This window comes from Nocardia sp. NPDC020380 (assembly GCF_044386975.1).
In the GTDB taxonomy this organism is placed as follows: domain Bacteria; phylum Actinomycetota; class Actinomycetes; order Mycobacteriales; family Mycobacteriaceae; genus Nocardia.
On record NZ_JBIRVQ010000002.1, the window covers coordinates 371,480 to 389,588 of the forward strand.

The window sequence follows — 18,109 nt, forward strand, 5'->3', positions numbered from 1 at the left end:
TTCCAGTGCGGTCGGTGTCGGCCGTGGGCGGGGGTGGGTCAGCGGACGCCGCGGGGGCGGAACTGGATGCTGATGCGGGGGCCGACCGCGCGGCGGGTCTTGGGGATCGCGTGTTCCCATGTGCGCTGGCACGATCCGCCCATGACGATGAGGTCGCCGTGGCCCAGCGGATAGCGGACGCTCGCCCCGCCGCCGCGCGGTCGTAGTAGTAGCGCGCGGGCGGCGCCGACCGACACGATCGCGACCATGGTGTCGTGGGTGGCGCCGCGGCCGCTGGTGTCGCCGTGCCAGGCGACGCTGTCATTGCCGTCGCGGTAGTAGCAGAGGCCGGCCGTGGTGAACTCTTCCCCGAGTTCCTCGCGGTAGTGCGCGCTCAATGCGTCTCGCGCCTCGTTCAGGACGGGATCCGGTAGTTCGCGGCCCTGCTCGTAGAAGGACAGCAGTCGCGGCACGTCCACGACCCGGTCGTACATGGGCCGCCGGTCCGCCCGCCACGGGACGCTGGTCGCGAGCCGGTCGAACAGTGCGCCCGCGCCGGTCAGCCAGCCGGGGAGGACGTCCACCCAGGCGCCGTCGCCGAGTTCGGTGCGCCGCGTTCGATCCAGCGCTCCGACCGTGGCCTCCCCGAACCCGTCGAGCAGTGATCCCTGCAGTGGTGTCGACATGCGATCGAATCTAACACAAGATCGAACGTGTGTTCGAGTGTCGTGATCTTCGGCGTGCCCGGACCCCGATCCCGGTCGCCGAGCTCACCACTCGCCGTTCTCCAGGACCTCGCCGAGTTTCGACAAGGTGGTCTTCCAGCCACGTTCCATGGCATTGCGCGCCATCTTCTGGCGCCGGTCGGTGATGTCGAACCCGGTCTGCGTCAGCAGCAGTCGCGTGCCGCGGCCCTGCGGCTGGATGGTCCAGTCGACGACCCAGCGGGCCGGCTTCTCCGCGCGCATATCGACCCAGGTGATGGTCAACTGCTCACCAGGCCGGGAGGTCAGGACCTCGCCGGCGATCTCACCGGCCGGCTTGAGCGGGATCAGGAAAATGAAATGTGTTCCGACCGTGGCGTCGAACCCGATCGATCGTAGGAGCAGCCACTGCTCGATCAGATCCGGTTCCGTCAGGGCCTGCCACACGGCGTCCGGCGACTGCGGGTAGAAGCGGCCGATCTCGACCGCGGCGGGGTCCAGTTCCGAATCAGAAGTCACCTTTCGCACTCTATGACCGCGCGCACCGCTTTGCGGACATGATCGCGCAGCCAGGCGTGTGCCGGGTCGGTGTCGTACCGGTGATGCCAGGCCATGATCACCGGAAGTTCCGGGAGATCGAACGGTAATGGACGCGCGCACAACGCCATTCGTGTCCATAGCGGTTTACACGCCTGGGCCGGTACCACCGCGACCGTATCGGTGATCGCGGCGAGTTCGAGCGCGGCGGAAGCGGTTGGAAGACAGGCGAGTACACGCCGGTGCAGGCCCTGCTCGGCGAGCAGGTCGTCGAGCACACCGTGCAGGCGGCCCCGGCGCGACACGGTCACATGGGTGGCGTCGGCGAATCGCCGCGGTGTCAGGTCACCGGAAGCGAGCGGGTGATCGGCGCGGAAAACCGCTACCAACTGGTCGGTGCCGAGGGCCTCGGCGGCGATCTCGGGCCGCACCGGACGGCCGGAACCGACCTCCAGGTCGGTATGGCCGCGCTGCAGATCGCTGGTATCGGTGGACTGCTCGGCCTGGAAGCTGATCCGCACCTGCGGGGCGGTCGCGGCGACGGCCGTGGTCAGCGCCGGCGCGAGGGCGCTGACGAGCACCTCGTTCGCGCGGACCGTGAACACGCGGTCGAGCCGATCCAGATCCAGGGTGCGGACGGGAGTGAGCACCGCCGTCGCCCGCCGCACCAGCTCACGGGTCTCCTCCCGCAATTCCAGGGCGCGCGGTGTCGGCGTCATGGTGCGCCCGGTGCGCACGAGGATGTCATCGCCGGTGGCGCGGCGGATGCGGGCGAGGGTCCGGCTCATGGCGGGCGGCGACAGATGCAGCCGATCGGCCGCCGCGGCCACGCTGTTCTCCTCGAGCAGGGCATCCAGCGCTACCAGCAGGTTGAGGTCCACATGCACCACGGTAACTCTTCAATTAACAAGAGTGCACTGGAAGTCATGTGTTCGCGCTTCTACCGTGAAATGCGGAGCGGGCCGACAGGTCCCAGCAGGGAGGCAGATCATGGTCATCGAAAGCGCGATCATCGCCGGCGCGGGCATCGTCGGACTCACCACGGCCGTGCGGCTGTCGCAGATGGGCGTCCACGTACTGGTCTGCGAACAGGCCCCGGAGATCCGGGCCGCCGGCGCCTCGATCGGCCTGTGGCGCAATGCCCTGGACGTCCTGGACGACGCCGGCCTGGGCGCGGCGATCGACGCCCTCGGCACCCCGATCGCCACCTGGTTCTACGACACCACCGGCACCCCGCACCGCGACCCCGCGTACGCCGACGCCGACCACGAATTCCTGCTCGTACCCCGCAGGCAACTCAACGAACTACTCGCCGACACGGTCGGCCGCGGATCGATCCGCCTGGGCGCCCGCCTCATCGGCTTCGAGGAGACCGCGGACTCGGTCACCGCCGAATTCGCCGACGGCACCCGGGCCACAGCCGACCTGCTGATCGGCGCCGACGGCGTCTACTCCCGCGTCCGCGAGCACCTGTTCCCCGGCACCGACGCCTACGAACACACCGGCCACCACGCCTGGCGCGCAACGGTTCCCGCGGGCAGTGGGCCCGCCGCCGGCACGATACTGACCGTCGGCGATCACCGCAGCCGCGGCGGCTTCACCCGCACCTACGGCGACACCATCATGTGGATGGTGAACCGCTTCGACTGCCCGCCCCTGACGGGCACCAAGCGTGAACAGGCCCTAGAAGTCGCCGGATTCCTCAACGACAACGGCTGGAACGACGCCCTCCTGGACCTGATCGACGCGACCCCCGAGGACGCGATCCTGCACAACCAGATCATGTTCGTCCCCACCCTCCCGCGCTGGACCTCCGACCGGGTCGCCCTCATCGGCGATGCCGCCCACGGCCTCTCGCCCCATATCGCCGCGGGCGGCACCCTCGGCATCGAAGACGTCGGCGTCCTGACCCACGCCCTCACCGGGCACGCCGCCCTCCCGGAGGCCTTGCGCGCCTACGAATCCGACCGACTCCCGCGGTATCGGACCGTTCATGAGCACTCGCGCGAAGTCGAACAAGCCGGCGACGCAGGCGTATACGCACATCGCTACGCCGCCTTCAGCCACTGGATGCTCACCGAGCGCCCCAAAGTCGGCATCTGAAACTCCTTGCCCTCGAGGGGAATTACCGCCCGGACGCGGCAGCCGATGTCTCGGCATCGTGCTGCCGCACAAAGGCGTCCACCCGCGCCAGCACCTTCTCCCGATGCGGGCTCTGATACAGGACCCCGTGACCGATCCCAGGAAAGACCTCGAACTCCGAGCGCCGGACATGCGCCGCCACGCGTTCCCGGGCCTTCTCCAACTCGGTCACAACCGATTCCGCCCCGAAGATCACCAATGTGGGCGCCTTGATCGCCTGCAGCTCTTCGTCTTTCAGCGGCTGCGGCCAGGGCGTCCGGGTCCGATAACCGAGCGAGGTCTTCGCACACGCCAGTTCTTGCGCGGACACCTCCAGCCCCGGCGTCAGCCATTCGCTGGCCTTCCGCATGTTCTTGTCGGTGGGCCGCATGCCGTAACGCATCACCTTCAGCAAGAATCCGAGAGTCGGCTTCACCAGTCCCGCACCAGGTTCCACCAGTGTCAGACTCGCAACGCGCGCCGACCCGTGCACCCCCGCCATGGCGCCCCGCCAGGCGCCCTCGGAATAGCCGAGAACGTGAGCCTTGTCGAGCCGGAGCCCGGCCAGCACATCGTCGAGCCAGATACCGTAATCGGTTGCCGCCGTGATGGGTTCGGTCTGCTCACTCAGCCCCGGCGCGCCGATCGTATCGAGCGTGTACACGACCCGGTCACGCGTCAATTGCTCGATGATCGGATACCAGCACAGCCCGTTCCCGCCCAGTGGATGCAGCAGAATCATCGGCGTCGCGCTCCCGACCCCGCTCCGATATACGCGGGTCGGGCCGTATGTCGTCGGCACATCGAGCGCGCGCGTCTCGACCGGCCACAGTTCCTTCAGTGACTCGTACGCCGCCATGTAGGCCGCCCGTGCCGCATCGCTCTTCCATCGTCCGATCTTGGCCATGGCCTCCCCTTCATCGTCTTTGATGATATGAACGTACAACAAAAGATGTTATGGGCATACCACAAAAAAGCTCAATGCCTGAGCGACGTGCGAGAGTCACGTCACAAGGGGGAGGGTCAGCCTTGTTCTTCGGGGTCGTCGAGTTCGACGACGCCGTCGCGGTCGGCCCATTCGAGGAGTTGATCGATGCGGAACACCGCTCGGTCGATGCCTGCGTGGAGGTCGCCGAGTTCGGCGTAGCGGGCCGGGACCGTCTTCATGGTGAAGTCGCGGGGGTCGATGTCGGGGATCTCGTGCCAGTGGATCGGGGTGGAGACGGTGGCCTCGGGGACGCCGCGGACCGAGTAGGCGGCAGCGATGGTGTGGTCGCGGGCGTTCTGGTTGTAGTCGACGAAGAGTTGCTTCGGGTCGCGGTCCTTGCGCCACCAGGTGGTGGTGACGTCGTCGGGGGCGCGGCGCTCGACTTCCTTGGCGAAGGCCAGGGCGGCGCGGCGGACGTCGGTGAAACCCCACTCCGGGGCGATGCGGACGTAGATGTGTAATCCCTTGCCGCCGGACGTTTTCGGCCAGCCGACCGCGCCGAGTTCGTCGAGTACCTCGTGGGCGACGCCGGCGACCCGCTGGACTCGGGACCACGGGCAGTCGGGCATGGGGTCGAGGTCGATGCGCCACTCGTCGGGGCGTTCGGTGTCGGCGGCGCGGGAGTTCCACGGGTGGAATTCGACGGTCGACATCTGGACCGCCCAGATGACGTCGGCGAGTTCGGCGACGCAGAGTTCATCGGCCGTCCGCCCGTAGCGCGGGAAGAACACGCGCACGGTCGGCACCCAGTCGGGTGCGCCCGCGGGCAGCCGTTTCTGATGCACCTTGTCGCCGGCGAGGCCTTTGGGGAAGCGATGCATCATGCACGGCCGATTCCGCAGGGCGTTGACTATGCCGTCACCGACGCTGAGGTAGTACTGCGCCAGGTCGAGCTTGGTTGCCCCGCTCTCGGGGAAGTACACCCGGTCGGGGCTGGACAAGCGGACGGTGCGGTCGCCGACCGCCAATTCGATGGCGGGCGAACCGGACTTACTGGCCACGGGTTCGACGATAGTGGGCGATCATCGGCCCGGCACGCTAATGCGATCTCATTTCACCTGGACGTGGGCCCGCACGAAGTCCACGACCACATCGGTGAACTCGTCATTGGCGTCGCTGGCCGCGGTGTGCGCGGCCGAATTGATCTCCGCGTACTCGGCCTGCGGCACCAGCGCCCGGAAGGCGGCCACGCCCTCCTCGCTCACCACATCGGAGAGCGCGCCGCGGACCAGCAGCACCGGAATGGTGAGCTGGCGGGCCGCGTCCTCGAGCGCCGCGGTGTGCAGATCGATGTCCTCGCCCTTGCCGGACATCATGGCCGGATCCCAGTGCCAGTACCAGCGGCCGTCCGAGCGCTGCCGCAGATTCCGTTGCAGCCCTTCGGGATTGCGTGGCCGGCGGCGGTGGGGGAGATAGGCGGCGACCACGTCGGCGGCCTCTTCGAGTGAGGCGAAGCCTTCGGGGCTGCTGCTGAGGAAGTCGAGTACGCGCTGCACGCCGGCGCGTTCGGTGCGCGGCACCACGTCCACGAGCACGAGTCCGGTGATGAGGTCGTGCCGCGGATGCGTGGTGGCGATGAGGCTGGTGAGCCCGCCCATGCTGGCGCCCACCAGGATGGCGGGTTTGCCGAGCTGTTCGAGCACGCCCATGAGGTCGCCGACCATGGCTTCGCGGCGGTAGTCGCCGTCGGGCGCCCAGGCGCTGTCGCCGTGCCCGCGCGCGTCGAGCAGTACCGCGTGCAGTCCGGCCTTGGCGAGGGCGAGTCCGGAGTCCTTCCAGGAGTGCCGGTTCTGTCCGCCGCCGTGCAGGAAGACCACCAGGGGTCCGTCCTGGGGTCCCCAGCTGTCTCCGGCGAGGGCGAGGCCGCCGTAGCCATGGAAGGTCAGCCGATCGGGCTCGGTCGAGTAGGCGTCGTTGCTCACCTTCGCACTATTGCACACGTCGGTTTACGGTGTATGAAGACTCGTCAGTAGCTGGAACCGCGGATCGTGATCGGGCAGCGACAGCACCCGCGTCGGATACGGGATGACAATGCCTTCCTCCCGGTAGCGGCGGTGCAGCGCCTTGATGAACTCGCTGACCAACAGGTATTGGTCCTCGTACTGCCGGGTGCGCAGCACGACCCGGAATCCGATGCCGGACTCGCCGAAGGTGTGGAACCGCACGCGCGGATCCGCGCCCGCGAAACCCACATCGAGTTCCTTCATGACCCGCCGCGCCACATCCATGGTGACCGTCTCGACGTGTTCGAGGTCGCTGTCGTATCCGGCGGTCACCTCGACCGTGACCGCCATGTCCTGCTCCGGGCGGTGGAAGTTGGTGAGGATGGCGTCGGCGAACTTGCGATTGGGCACGATGATGAAGTTGCCCGGAATGTCCTGGATGGTGGTGGTCCGCCAGTTCACATCGCTGATCCAGCCCGTCTCCCCGGTATCGAGCTTCACGAAGTCACCGGGCTGCACCGTCTTCGACGCCAGGATGTGCACGCCCGCAAAGAGATTCGCCAGCGTGCCCTCCAAGGCGAGCGCGATGGCCAGCGCACCGATGCCCAGCGCGCCGAGCAGCGGCGTGATCTGGATGCCCACACTCTGCAGGGTGATGAGCACACCCAGCACGAACACGATGATGCGAGTGATGGTGGAGAACAAGGTGACCGAGCCCGAGATGCCGGTGACCCGCCGCGCCACCGTCGTCACCACCTCGGCCGCCAGCCGCGCCACCGCGTACGTAATGGCCAGCAGCAGTGCGGCTTCCAGCATCTGCTTCACCGTCGTATGCGAGACCGGCAGCCCCGTGGGCAGCGCCAGCGCGAGCGTGAGACCCGCCAGGGAGGCCACCGGCACCGCGAGATCGTGCGCCAGCCCGAAGGTCATGCGATGCACCGCACGGGTGTGCGCCGAGGTCTTGGCGGCGAAGCGATCGATCAGCCGGCGGGCGGTGATGCCGACGAAGGGGCCAGCGATGGCGAGCGCCGCGGCGATCGCCCAGATCACCGGTTTGTTCATCCGAGATTCCTCCACATCGAGAGATGGCGGTGGACCTCATGCAAACCATTCGACGGGATCATAGCTGTGCGATAGCCGACCCTTGAAGGAGACCGGTCAGCCGCGCGAGAGCAGGGCGTAATGGGCCGCGATCTCGCCGGTCGCCAGCGCGTGCTGGTCGATAGCGGCCCGCGCGGTGACACTGTCCACGCCATCGGGCAGGCCCAGGCTCGGCACATCCAGTGCGTAGACCACCACGTGGTAGATGTGCGGCCGTCCGGGCGGCGCACACGGACCCATGTACCCGAGCGCGTACTGACCGTCGGCCTGCTTGGCCAGCGGCGAGTGCGACGGCAAACCCGTTGGCAGCGAGGTGGTTCCGGCGGGGATGTCGAAGGCGGCCCAGTGCCACACCGTCCCGCCGATGGCATCGGGATCGGACATGACCACCGCATAACTACGGGTTTCCGCGGGCGCACCCGACCAGGACAGATCGGGGGAGAGGTCCCGCCCGCCGCACAGCTGCGCCACCTGGTCATTGGTGATCGCCGACCCGTCCGGCATGGCGGTGCTCGAGACCGAAAGCGATTCCGGCGGTGTGGCGTTCGCCGCGCCCGCACCGAGTCCGAGGCCGGCGACGGCGGCCAGGACCACGCCGCCCAATCGCAATGCCGTGGTGCGCGGCTTCGGGGCGGTAGTGCGCCGGTCGCGGGCGAATTCGCGTCGCAGGACGATCATCGAGCCTCCTTCGGTTCGGCGGTGCGGCCGGTCCGGGTGAGGGAGCGGTCGACCAGGGCGAGCAGGAGGAACAGTGCGGCGGCGGCGAGCATGAACCAAGCCAATGCGTGCAGCCCGGCCGCGCCGGTATCGCGTGAGAGAAATGTACCGCTCGCCGCCGCGGCCCCGATCGCCCCCAGGTAGATGAAGGTCCGCAACAGTCCCGCCGAGGACCCGATGCGGGCCGGATCGGCCTGGTAGTAGACCGCATTCTGGTTCGCGAGGCTGTTCAGCCCCTGCGGAATGCCCATGATCAGTGCCGCGCCGAGCAGCAGCCAGAGACCGACGGCACTGTGCATGGTCAGCAGCACGGCTGCGGCCAGCACCTGCGCCGCGCCGCCCACCAGCAGCTTGCCGCGAATCTCCTTGCGCCGCCCCGTGAGTGCGGAGACGCCGATCGCGGTGATCGACATGGGCAGCAGAATCATGCCCGCCCCGGCCGCGCTGAGCCCGCGACCCTGCTCCAGCCATTGCGTGAAGCCGTAAAGGAAGCAGTATCCGACCAGGGAGGTCAGCAGCGCACGCACATAGGTGGCGAGCAGCGGCAGATTGCCGCCCAGTAATCGCACATCGAGAAACGGCTCCTCCGTGTGCAATTCGCGGCACACCAGTGCGGCGGCCGCCGCGATCATGACGACCGGCAGATACCAGTGCGACACCTGCGGATTCATCAGGAACAGCAGCAGTGTGATCAGCATGGCGGCGAAGAGCCCGATGCCCGGCAGATCCAGTCCGGCGGTCTTCGGCCCCTGCGGCACAGCGGTTTTCGGCAGCCGCCGCCATCCGATGATCAAGCAGGCCAGCGCGAGCGGGATGTTCACGGCGAAGGTGGCCCGCCACCCGCCGAGGTGAATCAGCAGCCCGCCCAGTGTGGGCCCGATGACGACGATGGTCTGCCCGGCGACCGCCAGCGCGGTCAGCACCCCGGCCGGACTGTCCTTCCCGGTCCGCTCGGATTCGCTGCGGATCAGATACATGGCCGCGGGATAGCCTGCGCACGTACCGAATCCGAGAATGATCCGGGCGATGACCAGCACCCACAGCGCGGGCGCGATCATGCCGATCACCCCGGCGATACCGGTCAGCGCGGCCCCGGCGAGATAGAGCTTGCGTGGCCCGAAGATGTCGATGAGCCGTCCGACGACGGGCTGCCCGATGGCGGTGGCCAGGTACAGCGCCGACACCAGCCAGGCGGTTTCCGAGGCCGGCGCCCCGAAGGCGATGCCGATGGGCACCAGGGAGACCGCGATGATCGAGGAGTTCACCGGGTTGAGCACCGAGGAGAGGATCATCGGCGTCATCAGCCGCCGGTCGAACCCCTCGGATTCCGCTGTCGTGTGATCGGTTCTTCTGAGCGCGAACGTCATTCCTGTCCCAGTCTTTCCAGCAATGCCAGCGCCGCCAGGACGGTCTGCCGCTCGTCCTCGGTGTATTTCTCCGCGAGGGTGCGGGCCAGCCATTCGTTGCCGGCGGCGCGGCGTCCGGTCATGTAGTCGCGTCCCGCGGCGGTGAGGGAGACGATCTGCCGGCGCCCGTCGTCCGGATCGGGCCGGCGTTCGACGAATCCGCGTTCGGTGAGGTCGGCGAGGTGGGTGGCGACGGCCTGGGGGCGGACCCGTTCGGCCGCGGCGAGCTCGCTGGCGGTGGCGTCGCCCTGCTTCAGCCGGCTCATCGTCGAGAGCTGTGAGGGCGTGAGTTCCTTGTTGTCCGAGGCTTCCTGGAACCGCCGCCGCAGCCGGCTGGTGAGGACGCGCAGTCCCTGGGCGGCCTGCAGGGCCGAGGGTGCGGGGGTTCCGGGGGAAGTGGTCATGTGTTCAACCGTAGATCGACAATCCAGATTGCACAATCCAGATTGCGCAGTTTTACTGTCGATCACACCTGGCGCGCTGGTGGCGGTGCTCACACGCCCGCCCCCGATGCCGGGCGTTCGCTGGCACGCTGCTAGGCTCGCTCCCCGAAAGACATCCTTTAACGGACCGTCCGGTGAGGCGGGGAAGGAGGTCGGCATGGCTGTGCCCGAAGACCGGGCGGCCAAGTCGAGCGCTGCCGAATACTCGCAGCGGCACGACCCTGAACAGGTTCAGGCCGGTCGCGAGCTGCTCTCGGATTCGGATGTCGGCCGGACGATCGCGCGCATGGCGCATCAGATCATCGAGAAGACCGCTCTCGATTCCGGCGATACCGAAGTCCCCCGCGTGGTGCTGATCGGCATTCCCACGCGCGGCACCACCCTCGCCACCAGGCTGGCGTCCCGGATCGAGGAATTCTCCGGGGTGCGCCCCGCGCTCGGCTCCCTCGACATCACCCTCTATCGCGACGACCTGCGCTCGCGTCCGCATCGCCCCCTCGAACGCACCTCGGTGCCCGAGGGTGGGATCGACGACGCGCTGGTGGTGCTGGTCGACGATGTGCTCTTCTCCGGTCGTACCGTGCGCTCGGCCCTGGACGGGCTGCGCGATCTGGGCCGCCCGCGTGCGGTGCAGCTGGCGGTGCTGATCGATCGCGGTCACCGCGAACTCCCCATCCGCGCCGATTACGTCGGCAAGAACGTGCCCACCTCGCGCACCGAGGACATCTCGGTGCTGCTGCGCGAACACGACGGTCGCGACGGTGTGTACCTGCGTCAGGAGGCTGCCAACCAGTGAAGCATCTGTTGTCGGTCACCGACCTGGACCGTGCCGCCGCCACCGGTTTGCTGGACGAGGCCGAACGTTTCGAGCAGGCCCTGCTCGGGCGCGAGGTCAAGAAACTCCCGACGCTGCGCGGGCGCACGGTCATGACGGTGTTCTTCGAGAACTCCACCCGCACCCGGGTCTCCTTCGAGGTGGCGGGCAAGTGGATGAGCGCCGACGTCATCAATGTGAGCGCGTCGAGTTCCTCTGTCTCCAAGGGCGAATCGCTGCGCGACACCGCGCTCACCCTGCACGCGGCGGGCGCGGACGCGCTCATCGTGCGGCATCCGGCTTCCGGCGCGGCGCATCAGATCGCGCGCTGGTTTGCCGAAATGACCGAGAGCTCCGGCGGTTACGCCGGTCCCGGGCCCGCGATCATCAATGCCGGTGACGGCACCCACGAGCACCCCACCCAGGCGCTGCTGGACGCGCTGACCCTGCGTCAGCGCCTCGGCGACCTGGAAGGCAAGCGGGTGCTGATCGTCGGCGACATCCTGCACAGCCGGGTGGCGCGCTCGAATGCCTTCCTGCTCGGCACTCTCGGCGCAGAGGTCGTGCTGGTCGCGCCGCGCACGCTGCTGCCGGTCGGCGTGGAGCAGTGGCCGGTGCGGGTCTCGCACTCCCTGGACGCCGAACTGCCGGGCGCGGACGCGGTCATGATGCTGCGTGTGCAGGCCGAACGCATGAACGGCGGCTTCTTCCCGTCGGCGCGCGAATATTCGATCAACTACGGCCTGAGCGAGCGCCGCCTCGGCATGCTCGGCGAGCACGCGGTCGTGCTGCATCCGGGCCCCATGCTGCGCGGCATGGAAATCGCGTCGGCGGTCGCCGATTCCCCCAAAGCGGCTGTGCTGCAACAGGTCAACAACGGAGTTCACATGCGCATGGCGGTGCTGTTCCGCCTGCTGGTGGGAACGGATGAGGTGGTCGCGTGAACGGGTCAGGCCCGAAGAAGGCAGCCTGCGTAACCGCGCAGGGCCCCCGTTCGCGCGGAGAGGAGACAGCATGAGCGTCCTGATCAAGAACGTCCTTCTCTATGGCGAAGGCGAACCGGTCGACGTGCTGCTCGCCGACGGTGAGATCCGGGAGATCGGCGCGGGCCTGACGGCCGATGACGCCGAAATCGTCGACGGCGCCGGGCAATACCTGCTGCCGGGCTTCGTGGACCTGCACACGCATCTGCGCGAGCCGGGCCGCGAGGATACCGAGACCATCGAATCCGGTTCCAGCGCAGCCGCGCTCGGCGGGTACACCGCGGTCTTCGCCATGGCCAACACCAACCCGGTCGCCGATTCCGCCGTGGTCACCGATCACGTGTGGCGGCGCGGCCAGGAGGTCGGCATCGTCGACGTGTACCCGGTGGGTGCGGTCACGGTCGGCCTGAAGGGTAAGCAGCTCGCCGAAATGGGCACCATGGCAGCCGGAGTCGGCGCGGTGCGCATGTTCTCCGACGACGGCATGTGCGTCTACGACCCGCTGATCATGCGCCGCGCGCTGGAGTACGCGAACTCGCTCGGCGTGCTCATCGCCCAGCACGCGGAGGAGCCGCGGCTCACCGAGGGCGCCGTGGCGCACGAGGGCCCGACCGCCGCCCGGCTGGGCCTGGCCGGCTGGCCGCGCGCCGCCGAGGAGTCCATCGTGGCCCGCGACGCGCTGCTGGCGCGGGATGCCGGTGCGCGCGTGCACATCTGCCACGCTTCCACCGCCGGCACCGTCGAACTGCTGAAATGGGCCAAGGCCCAGGGTATTTCGATCACCGCCGAGGTCACCCCGCACCACCTGCTGCTCGACGACTCCCGCCTGGAGACCTACGACGCGGTGAACCGGGTGAATCCGCCGCTGCGCGAGGCCTCCGATGTCGTCGCGCTGCGGCAGGCCCTGGCCGAGGGTGTCATCGACTGTGTCGCCACCGATCACGCCCCGCACGCCGAGCAGGACAAGTGCTGCGAGTTCGCGGCCGCCCGCCCCGGCATGCTGGGCCTGGAGACCGCGCTGTCGATCATCGTCGAGACCATGGTGCGGACGGGTGCGCTGGATTGGCGCGGCGTCGCCAAGGTGATGAGCGAGAACCCGGCGCGCATCGTGGGCCTGGAGGATCAGGGCCGGCCGCTCGCGGTCGGCGAGCCCGCCAATCTGGCGCTGATCGATCCGGATACCGAATGGACGGTCCAGGCGAAGGAACTCGCCTCGATCGCCCACAACACTCCGTACCAGTCGATGACCCTGCCCGCGAAGGTGACCGCCACCTTCCTGCGCGGCCGGCTCACCGCCTTGGACGGCAAGATCGTCGCCGGTTAGCGGCGGGTGGGGAACCCTGGGATGAGCGGTCAAGGGCCGGAGGAGTCGCTCCTCCACTCAGCGCTGGCCTGCGTAACCACGCAGGCCCTCCGCCCATCCCCGAAAGGACACGGAGGACCGTAATGGAGCGAACGCTGCAAGTGCTGCTGCTGGTGGTGCTGTTCGCCTTGTGCCTGTGGCTCATGTACCGGGCCTGGACCAAGCGAGCGAAGAAGCAGGCCGGCGCGATCGGCGAGCTGCCTTCGGTGCCCGCCGACTGCGGCGCCCAGCTGCTGGAGCCGACCACGGGTCTCTACCTCGGCAGCACCCTCGCGCCGAGCTGGATTCAGCGAGTCACGGTGGGCGACTTGGGTTTCCGTGCCACGGCCGAAATGACCCGGTTCGAGCGGGGCATCCTGCTCGAACGGGACGGCGCGGGCACGATCTGGATTCCGCAGGAATCCATTACCGCGGTGCGCACCGAGCGTGGGCATGCGGGCAAAGTGATGACACAGGATGGAGTGCTGGTAATTCGCTGGACACTGCCGACCGGAACCGAGGTGGATACCGGATTCCGGGGGGACGACAAGGCGGTGTACCCGGCGTGGACCGGCACACAGACGACGAAGACGGGAGACGAGGCATGAGCAGCGGTAATACCGCAGTGATGGTGCTCGAGGACGGCCGCGTGTTCCGCGGGACGACCTTCGGCGCCGAAGGGCAGACGTTGGGCGAGGCGGTGTTCTGCACCGCGATGACGGGTTACCAGGAGACCCTCACCGACCCCAGCTACGACCGGCAGATCGTGGTGGCCACCGCGCCGCAGATCGGCAATACCGGCTGGAACGACGAGGACGACGAGTCCTCCCGCATCTGGGTCGCCGGTTACGCCGTGCGCGACCCTTCACGCCGCGTCTCGAACTGGCGCGCCAACCGCAGCCTGCAGTCGGAGCTGGAGAAGCAGAGCATCGTCGGCATCGCGGGCATCGACACCCGCGCGCTGGTGCGGCACCTGCGCACCCGCGGCTCGATGAAGGCCGGCATCTTCTCCGGCGCGGAACTCGCCGACTACGAGGAGCTCCTCGCCCGCGTCACCGGTCAGCCCTCCATGCTGGGCGCCGACCTGGCCGGTGAGGTCTCGACCGATGCGATGTACACCATCGAACCCGACACCGAGCACCGATTCACCGTTGTCGCAGTCGATCTCGGTATCAAGTCCAACACTCCGCGCATGTTCGCGCAGCGCGGGATGCGGGTGCACGTGGTCCCCTCCAATGTGACCCTGGACCAGATCAAGGAACTGAACCCGGACGGCGTGTTCCTGTCCAACGGCCCGGGCGACCCGGCCACCGCGGACGGTGCGGTCGCGCTGACCCAGGGTGTGCTGCAGGAGAACATCCCGCTGTTCGGCATCTGCTTCGGCAACCAGATCCTGGGCCGGGCCTTCGGCCGCAACACCTACAAGATGAAGTTCGGCCACCGGGGCATCAATGTGCCGGTGATCGAGCATCATTCGGGCCGCATCTCGATCACCGCGCAGAACCACGGGTTCGCCCTCGAGGGTGAGCGCGGCGAGGTGTTCGACACCCCCTTCGGCAAGGCCGAGGTCTCCCATATCTGCGCCAACGACGGTGTCGTCGAGGGCGTGCAGCTGGTGAACGGCCGCGCCTTCTCCGTGCAGTACCACCCCGAGGCCGCGGCCGGTCCCCATGACGCCGCGTACCTGTTCGACCGTTTCGCCATGCTGATGGAAGGAGCCTGATGCCACGCCGCACCGATCTGAACCACATCCTGGTGATCGGCTCGGGCCCGATCGTCATCGGCCAGGCTTGCGAGTTCGACTACTCGGGTACCCAGGCCTGTCGCGTCCTGCGGTCCGAGGGCCTGCGCGTGTCGCTGGTGAACTCCAACCCGGCGACCATCATGACCGACCCGGAGTTCGCGGACTCGACCTATGTCGAGCCGATCACCTGGGAATTCGTCGAGAAGGTCATCGCCAAGGAGCGCCCGGACGCGATTCTCGCGACGCTGGGCGGGCAGACCGCGCTCAATTGCGCTGTCGCCCTGCACGAGAACGGCATCCTGGAGAAGTACAACGTCGAGCTGATCGGCGCCGACTTCGAGGCCATCCAGCGTGGTGAGGACCGCCAGAAGTTCAAGGACATCGTCGCCAAGGTCGGCGGCGAATCCGCGCGCTCCAAGGTCTGTTTCACCATGGCCGAGGTCCGCGACACCGTTGCGGAGCTGGGTTTCCCGGTGGTCGTGCGGCCGTCCTTCACCATGGGTGGCCTGGGCTCGGGCATGGCCTACAACCACGAGGACCTCGATCGCATCGCCGGTGGCGGCCTCGCGGCCTCGCCGACCGCGAACGTGCTCATCGAGGAATCCATCCTGGGCTGGAAGGAATTCGAGCTCGAGCTCATGCGCGACCGCAACGACAATGTGGTCATCGTCTGCTCGATCGAGAACGTGGACCCGATGGGCGTGCACACCGGTGACTCGGTCACCGTCGCCCCGGCCATGACCCTCACCGACCGCGAATACCAGAAGATGCGCGATCTCGGCATCGCCATCCTGCGCGAGGTCGGCGTCGACACCGGCGGCTGCAATATCCAGTTCGCGGTGGACCCGGCCGACGGGCGTCTCATCGTGATCGAGATGAACCCGCGCGTCTCGCGGTCGTCCGCCTTGGCTTCCAAGGCAACGGGTTTCCCGATCGCCAAGATCGCCGCCAAGCTGGCCATCGGCTACACCTTGGACGAGATCGTCAACGACATCACCAAGGAAACCCCTGCCTGCTTCGAGCCGACCCTGGACTACGTGGTCGTGAAGGCCCCGCGGTTCGCGTTCGAGAAGTTCCCGGGCGCCGACCCGACGCTGACCACCACCATGAAGTCGGTCGGCGAGGCAATGTCCATGGGCCGCAACTTCTCCGAGGCCCTCGGTAAGGTGCTGCGCTCGCTGGAGACCAAGGCCACCGGTTTCTGGACCCAGCCCGACGGCGACTGGACCGACGTCGAGGCGATCCTCGAGGATCTGCGCACCCCGACCGAAGGCCGCATCTACCAGGTGGAGCGCGCGCTGCGCCTGGGCGCGAGCATCGAGGACACCGCCAAGGCCTCGGGCATCGATCCGTGGTTCGTGGCCGAGGTCGCCGCGCTGGTGGACCTGCGTCAGGAGATCCTGGACGCCGCCGTGCTGGATGAGCCGCTGCTGCGCACCGCCAAGCACTACGGTCTCTCCGATCGCCAGATCGCCGCGCTGCGACCGGAACTCGCGGGCGAGGACGGCGTGCGCGCGCTGCGTCACCGGCTGCAGATCCGCCCGGTGTTCAAGACCGTCGACACCTGTGCCGCCGAGTTCGAGGCCAAGACTCCGTACCACTACTCCGCCTACGAACTGGACCCCGCCGCCGAATCCGAGGTGGCCCCGCAGCGTGAGCGCGAGAAGGTGCTCATCCTGGGTTCGGGCCCGAACCGCATCGGCCAGGGCATCGAGTTCGACTACTCGTGTGTGCATGCGGCGCAGACGCTTTCGGACGCGGGCTACGAGACCGTCATGGTCAACTGCAATCCGGAGACCGTCTCCACCGACTACGACACCGCCGATCGCCTCTACTTCGAGCCGCTCACCTTCGAGGACGTGCTCGAGGTCTACCACGCGGAGACCGAGTCCGGCACCGTCGTCGGCGTCATCTGCCAGCTCGGCGGCCAGACCCCGCTGGGCCTGGCGCAGAAGCTGACCGATGCGGGCGTGCCCGTGGTCGGCACCTCGGCCGCGGCCATCGATCTGGCCGAGGACCGCGCCGAATTCGGCGATGTGCTGGTCGCGGCGGGTCTGCCGGCGCCGAAGTACGGCACCGCGACCACCTTCCCGGCGGCCAAGAAGATCGCCGCCGAGATCGGCTACCCGGTGCTGGTGCGCCCGTCCTACGTGCTGGGCGGCCGCGGCATGGAGATCGTCTACGACGAGCAGACCCTCGAGGGCTACATCTCCCGCGCCACCGATATCAGCCCGGATCGGCCGGTGCTCATCGACCGGTTCCTGGAAGACGCCATCGAAATCGACGTCGACGCCCTGTGCGACGGCGACGAGGTCTACCTGGGCGGCGTCATGGAACACATCGAGGAGGCCGGCATCCACTCCGGCGACTCGGCGTGCGCCCTGCCCCCGATCACCCTGGGCCGCAGCGATATCGAGGCCGTGCGCCGCTCCACCACCGCGCTCGCCAAGGGCATCGGCGTCAAGGGCCTGCTGAACGTGCAGTACGCGCTCAAGGACGATGTGCTCTACGTGCTCGAGGCCAACCCGCGCGCCAGCCGCACCGTGCCGTTCGTGTCCAAGGCCACCGCGGTGCCGCTGGCCAAGGCCGCGGCGCGTATCGCGCTGGGCGCCACCATCGCCGAACTCCGCAAGGAGGGCCTGCTCCCGGCCGAGGGCGACGGCGGCACGGTGCCGATGGACGCTCCGGTCGCGGTCAAGGAGGCCGTGCTGCCGTTCCACCGCTTCAAGCGGCCCGACGGCAGCGGCATCGACTCGCTGCTCTCGCCGGAGATGAAGTCCACCGGTGAGGTCATGGGCATCGACGCCGACTTCGGCACCGCGTTCGCCAAGAGCCAGACCGCTTCCTACGGTTCGCTGCCGACCGAGGGCGCCGCCTTCGTCTCGATCGCCAACCGCGACAAGCGCGCCATGGTCTTCCCGGTGAAGCGCCTGCACGACCTCGGCTTCCGCATCCTGGCCACCGAGGGCACCGCGGAAATGCTGCGCCGCAACGGGATTCCGTGCGAGGAGGTGCGCAAGCACTCCGACGAGGCGACCGATCAGCCCAGCATCGTGGACATGATCAAGGACGGCGAGGTCGACATCGTCTTCAACACCCCGTACGGCAACAACGGCCCGCGCGTGGACGGCTACGAGATCCGCACCGCCGCGGTGAGCGCGAACATCCCGTGCATCACCACCGTGCAGGGCGCGGCCGCGGCCGTGCAGGGCATCGAGGCCACCATCAACGGCGGCATCGGGGTGCGGTCCCTGCAGGAACTCCACGCCACCCTGCGGGGCTGAGCC

17 protein-coding genes are annotated in these 18,109 nt (G+C 68.1%); 7 read left to right on the top strand and 10 right to left on the bottom strand.

From position 1 onward, the window contains the following. Nucleotides 1-38: 38 nt before the first annotated feature. From ACH438_RS05290 to ACH438_RS05300, 3 genes are all read right to left on the bottom strand, one after another. On the bottom strand, nt 39-665 hold the full coding sequence (locus ACH438_RS05290; protein ID WP_397001461.1) for an alpha-ketoglutarate-dependent dioxygenase AlkB: 627 nt from the start codon (nt 663-665) through the stop codon (nt 39-41). Between the two features lie 84 nt (nt 666-749). After that, nucleotides 750-1,202 (bottom strand): SRPBCC domain-containing protein, encoded by a 453-nt coding sequence (locus tag ACH438_RS05295; RefSeq protein ID WP_397001463.1) that lies wholly within the window; start codon nt 1,200-1,202, stop codon nt 750-752. After that, nucleotides 1,199-2,101, bottom strand: a complete 903-nt coding sequence (locus ACH438_RS05300) for a LysR family transcriptional regulator (protein WP_397001465.1) — start codon at nt 2,099-2,101, stop codon at nt 1,199-1,201. Before ACH438_RS05300 ends, ACH438_RS05295 begins: the two co-directional genes overlap by 4 nt. Nucleotides 2,102-2,210: 109 nt before the next feature. Here ACH438_RS05300 and ACH438_RS05305 point away from each other — a divergent pair, with 109 nt between their 5' ends. Further along, nucleotides 2,211-3,323 carry an FAD-dependent oxidoreductase gene (locus tag ACH438_RS05305; protein ID WP_397001467.1) on the top strand — a complete coding sequence of 371 codons (1,113 nt, stop codon included), beginning with the start codon at nt 2,211-2,213 and terminating at the stop codon, nt 3,321-3,323. 22 nt (nt 3,324-3,345) lie between these two features. Here ACH438_RS05305 and ACH438_RS05310 read toward each other — a convergent pair whose 3' ends face one another. The 7 genes from ACH438_RS05310 to ACH438_RS05340 form a co-directional block, all read right to left on the bottom strand. Continuing rightward, nucleotides 3,346-4,287 carry an alpha/beta fold hydrolase gene (locus ACH438_RS05310; protein WP_397001469.1) on the bottom strand — a complete coding sequence of 314 codons (942 nt, stop codon included), beginning with the start codon at nt 4,285-4,287 and terminating at the stop codon, nt 3,346-3,348. Between the two features lie 77 nt (nt 4,288-4,364). After that, entirely contained in the window at nt 4,365-5,330 is a 966-nt protein-coding gene (ligD, locus tag ACH438_RS05315) for a non-homologous end-joining DNA ligase (protein ID WP_397001471.1), read from the bottom strand. Between the two features lie 48 nt (nt 5,331-5,378). After that, on the bottom strand, nt 5,379-6,251 hold the full coding sequence (locus tag ACH438_RS05320) for an alpha/beta fold hydrolase (protein ID WP_397001473.1): 873 nt from the start codon (nt 6,249-6,251) through the stop codon (nt 5,379-5,381). Between the two features lie 24 nt (nt 6,252-6,275). Then, nucleotides 6,276-7,334, bottom strand: a complete 1,059-nt coding sequence (locus tag ACH438_RS05325) for a mechanosensitive ion channel family protein (protein ID WP_397001475.1) — start codon at nt 7,332-7,334, stop codon at nt 6,276-6,278. 96 nt (nt 7,335-7,430) lie between these two features. Beyond that, nucleotides 7,431-8,051 (bottom strand): YbhB/YbcL family Raf kinase inhibitor-like protein, encoded by a 621-nt coding sequence (locus tag ACH438_RS05330; protein WP_397001477.1) that lies wholly within the window; start codon nt 8,049-8,051, stop codon nt 7,431-7,433. Then, nucleotides 8,048-9,457: an MFS transporter gene (locus ACH438_RS05335; RefSeq protein ID WP_397001479.1), complete on the bottom strand. Its 1,410-nt coding sequence runs from the start codon at nt 9,455-9,457 to the stop codon at nt 8,048-8,050. The genes ACH438_RS05330 and ACH438_RS05335 overlap by 4 nt, the downstream gene beginning before the upstream one ends. Beyond that, a complete protein-coding gene (locus tag ACH438_RS05340) occupies nt 9,454-9,900 on the bottom strand; it encodes a MarR family winged helix-turn-helix transcriptional regulator (protein WP_397001481.1) in 447 nt (148 codons plus the stop codon). The genes ACH438_RS05335 and ACH438_RS05340 overlap by 4 nt, the downstream gene beginning before the upstream one ends. Before the next feature lie 196 nt (nt 9,901-10,096). Here ACH438_RS05340 and pyrR point away from each other — a divergent pair, with 196 nt between their 5' ends. From pyrR to carB, 6 genes are all read left to right on the top strand, one after another. Continuing rightward, nucleotides 10,097-10,735: a bifunctional pyr operon transcriptional regulator/uracil phosphoribosyltransferase PyrR gene (pyrR, locus tag ACH438_RS05345; RefSeq protein WP_397001483.1), complete on the top strand. Its 639-nt coding sequence runs from the start codon at nt 10,097-10,099 to the stop codon at nt 10,733-10,735. Continuing rightward, on the top strand, nt 10,732-11,697 hold the full coding sequence (locus ACH438_RS05350; protein WP_397001485.1) for an aspartate carbamoyltransferase catalytic subunit: 966 nt from the start codon (nt 10,732-10,734) through the stop codon (nt 11,695-11,697). The genes pyrR and ACH438_RS05350 overlap by 4 nt, the downstream gene beginning before the upstream one ends. A gap of 70 nt (nt 11,698-11,767) precedes the next feature. Continuing rightward, nucleotides 11,768-13,060 (top strand): dihydroorotase, encoded by a 1,293-nt coding sequence (locus ACH438_RS05355; RefSeq protein ID WP_397001487.1) that lies wholly within the window; start codon nt 11,768-11,770, stop codon nt 13,058-13,060. 122 nt (nt 13,061-13,182) lie between these two features. Beyond that, the gene (locus ACH438_RS05360; protein ID WP_397001489.1) at nt 13,183-13,686 is read left to right on the top strand and encodes a transporter; all 504 of its coding nucleotides are present in this window, start codon (nt 13,183-13,185) and stop codon (nt 13,684-13,686) included. After that, entirely contained in the window at nt 13,683-14,801 is a 1,119-nt protein-coding gene (carA, locus tag ACH438_RS05365; RefSeq protein ID WP_397001491.1) for a glutamine-hydrolyzing carbamoyl-phosphate synthase small subunit, read from the top strand. Before ACH438_RS05360 ends, carA begins: the two co-directional genes overlap by 4 nt. After that, nucleotides 14,801-18,106 (top strand): carbamoyl-phosphate synthase large subunit, encoded by a 3,306-nt coding sequence (gene carB / locus ACH438_RS05370; RefSeq protein ID WP_397001494.1) that lies wholly within the window; start codon nt 14,801-14,803, stop codon nt 18,104-18,106. The genes carA and carB overlap by 1 nt, the downstream gene beginning before the upstream one ends. Nucleotides 18,107-18,109: the final 3 nt, after the last annotated feature.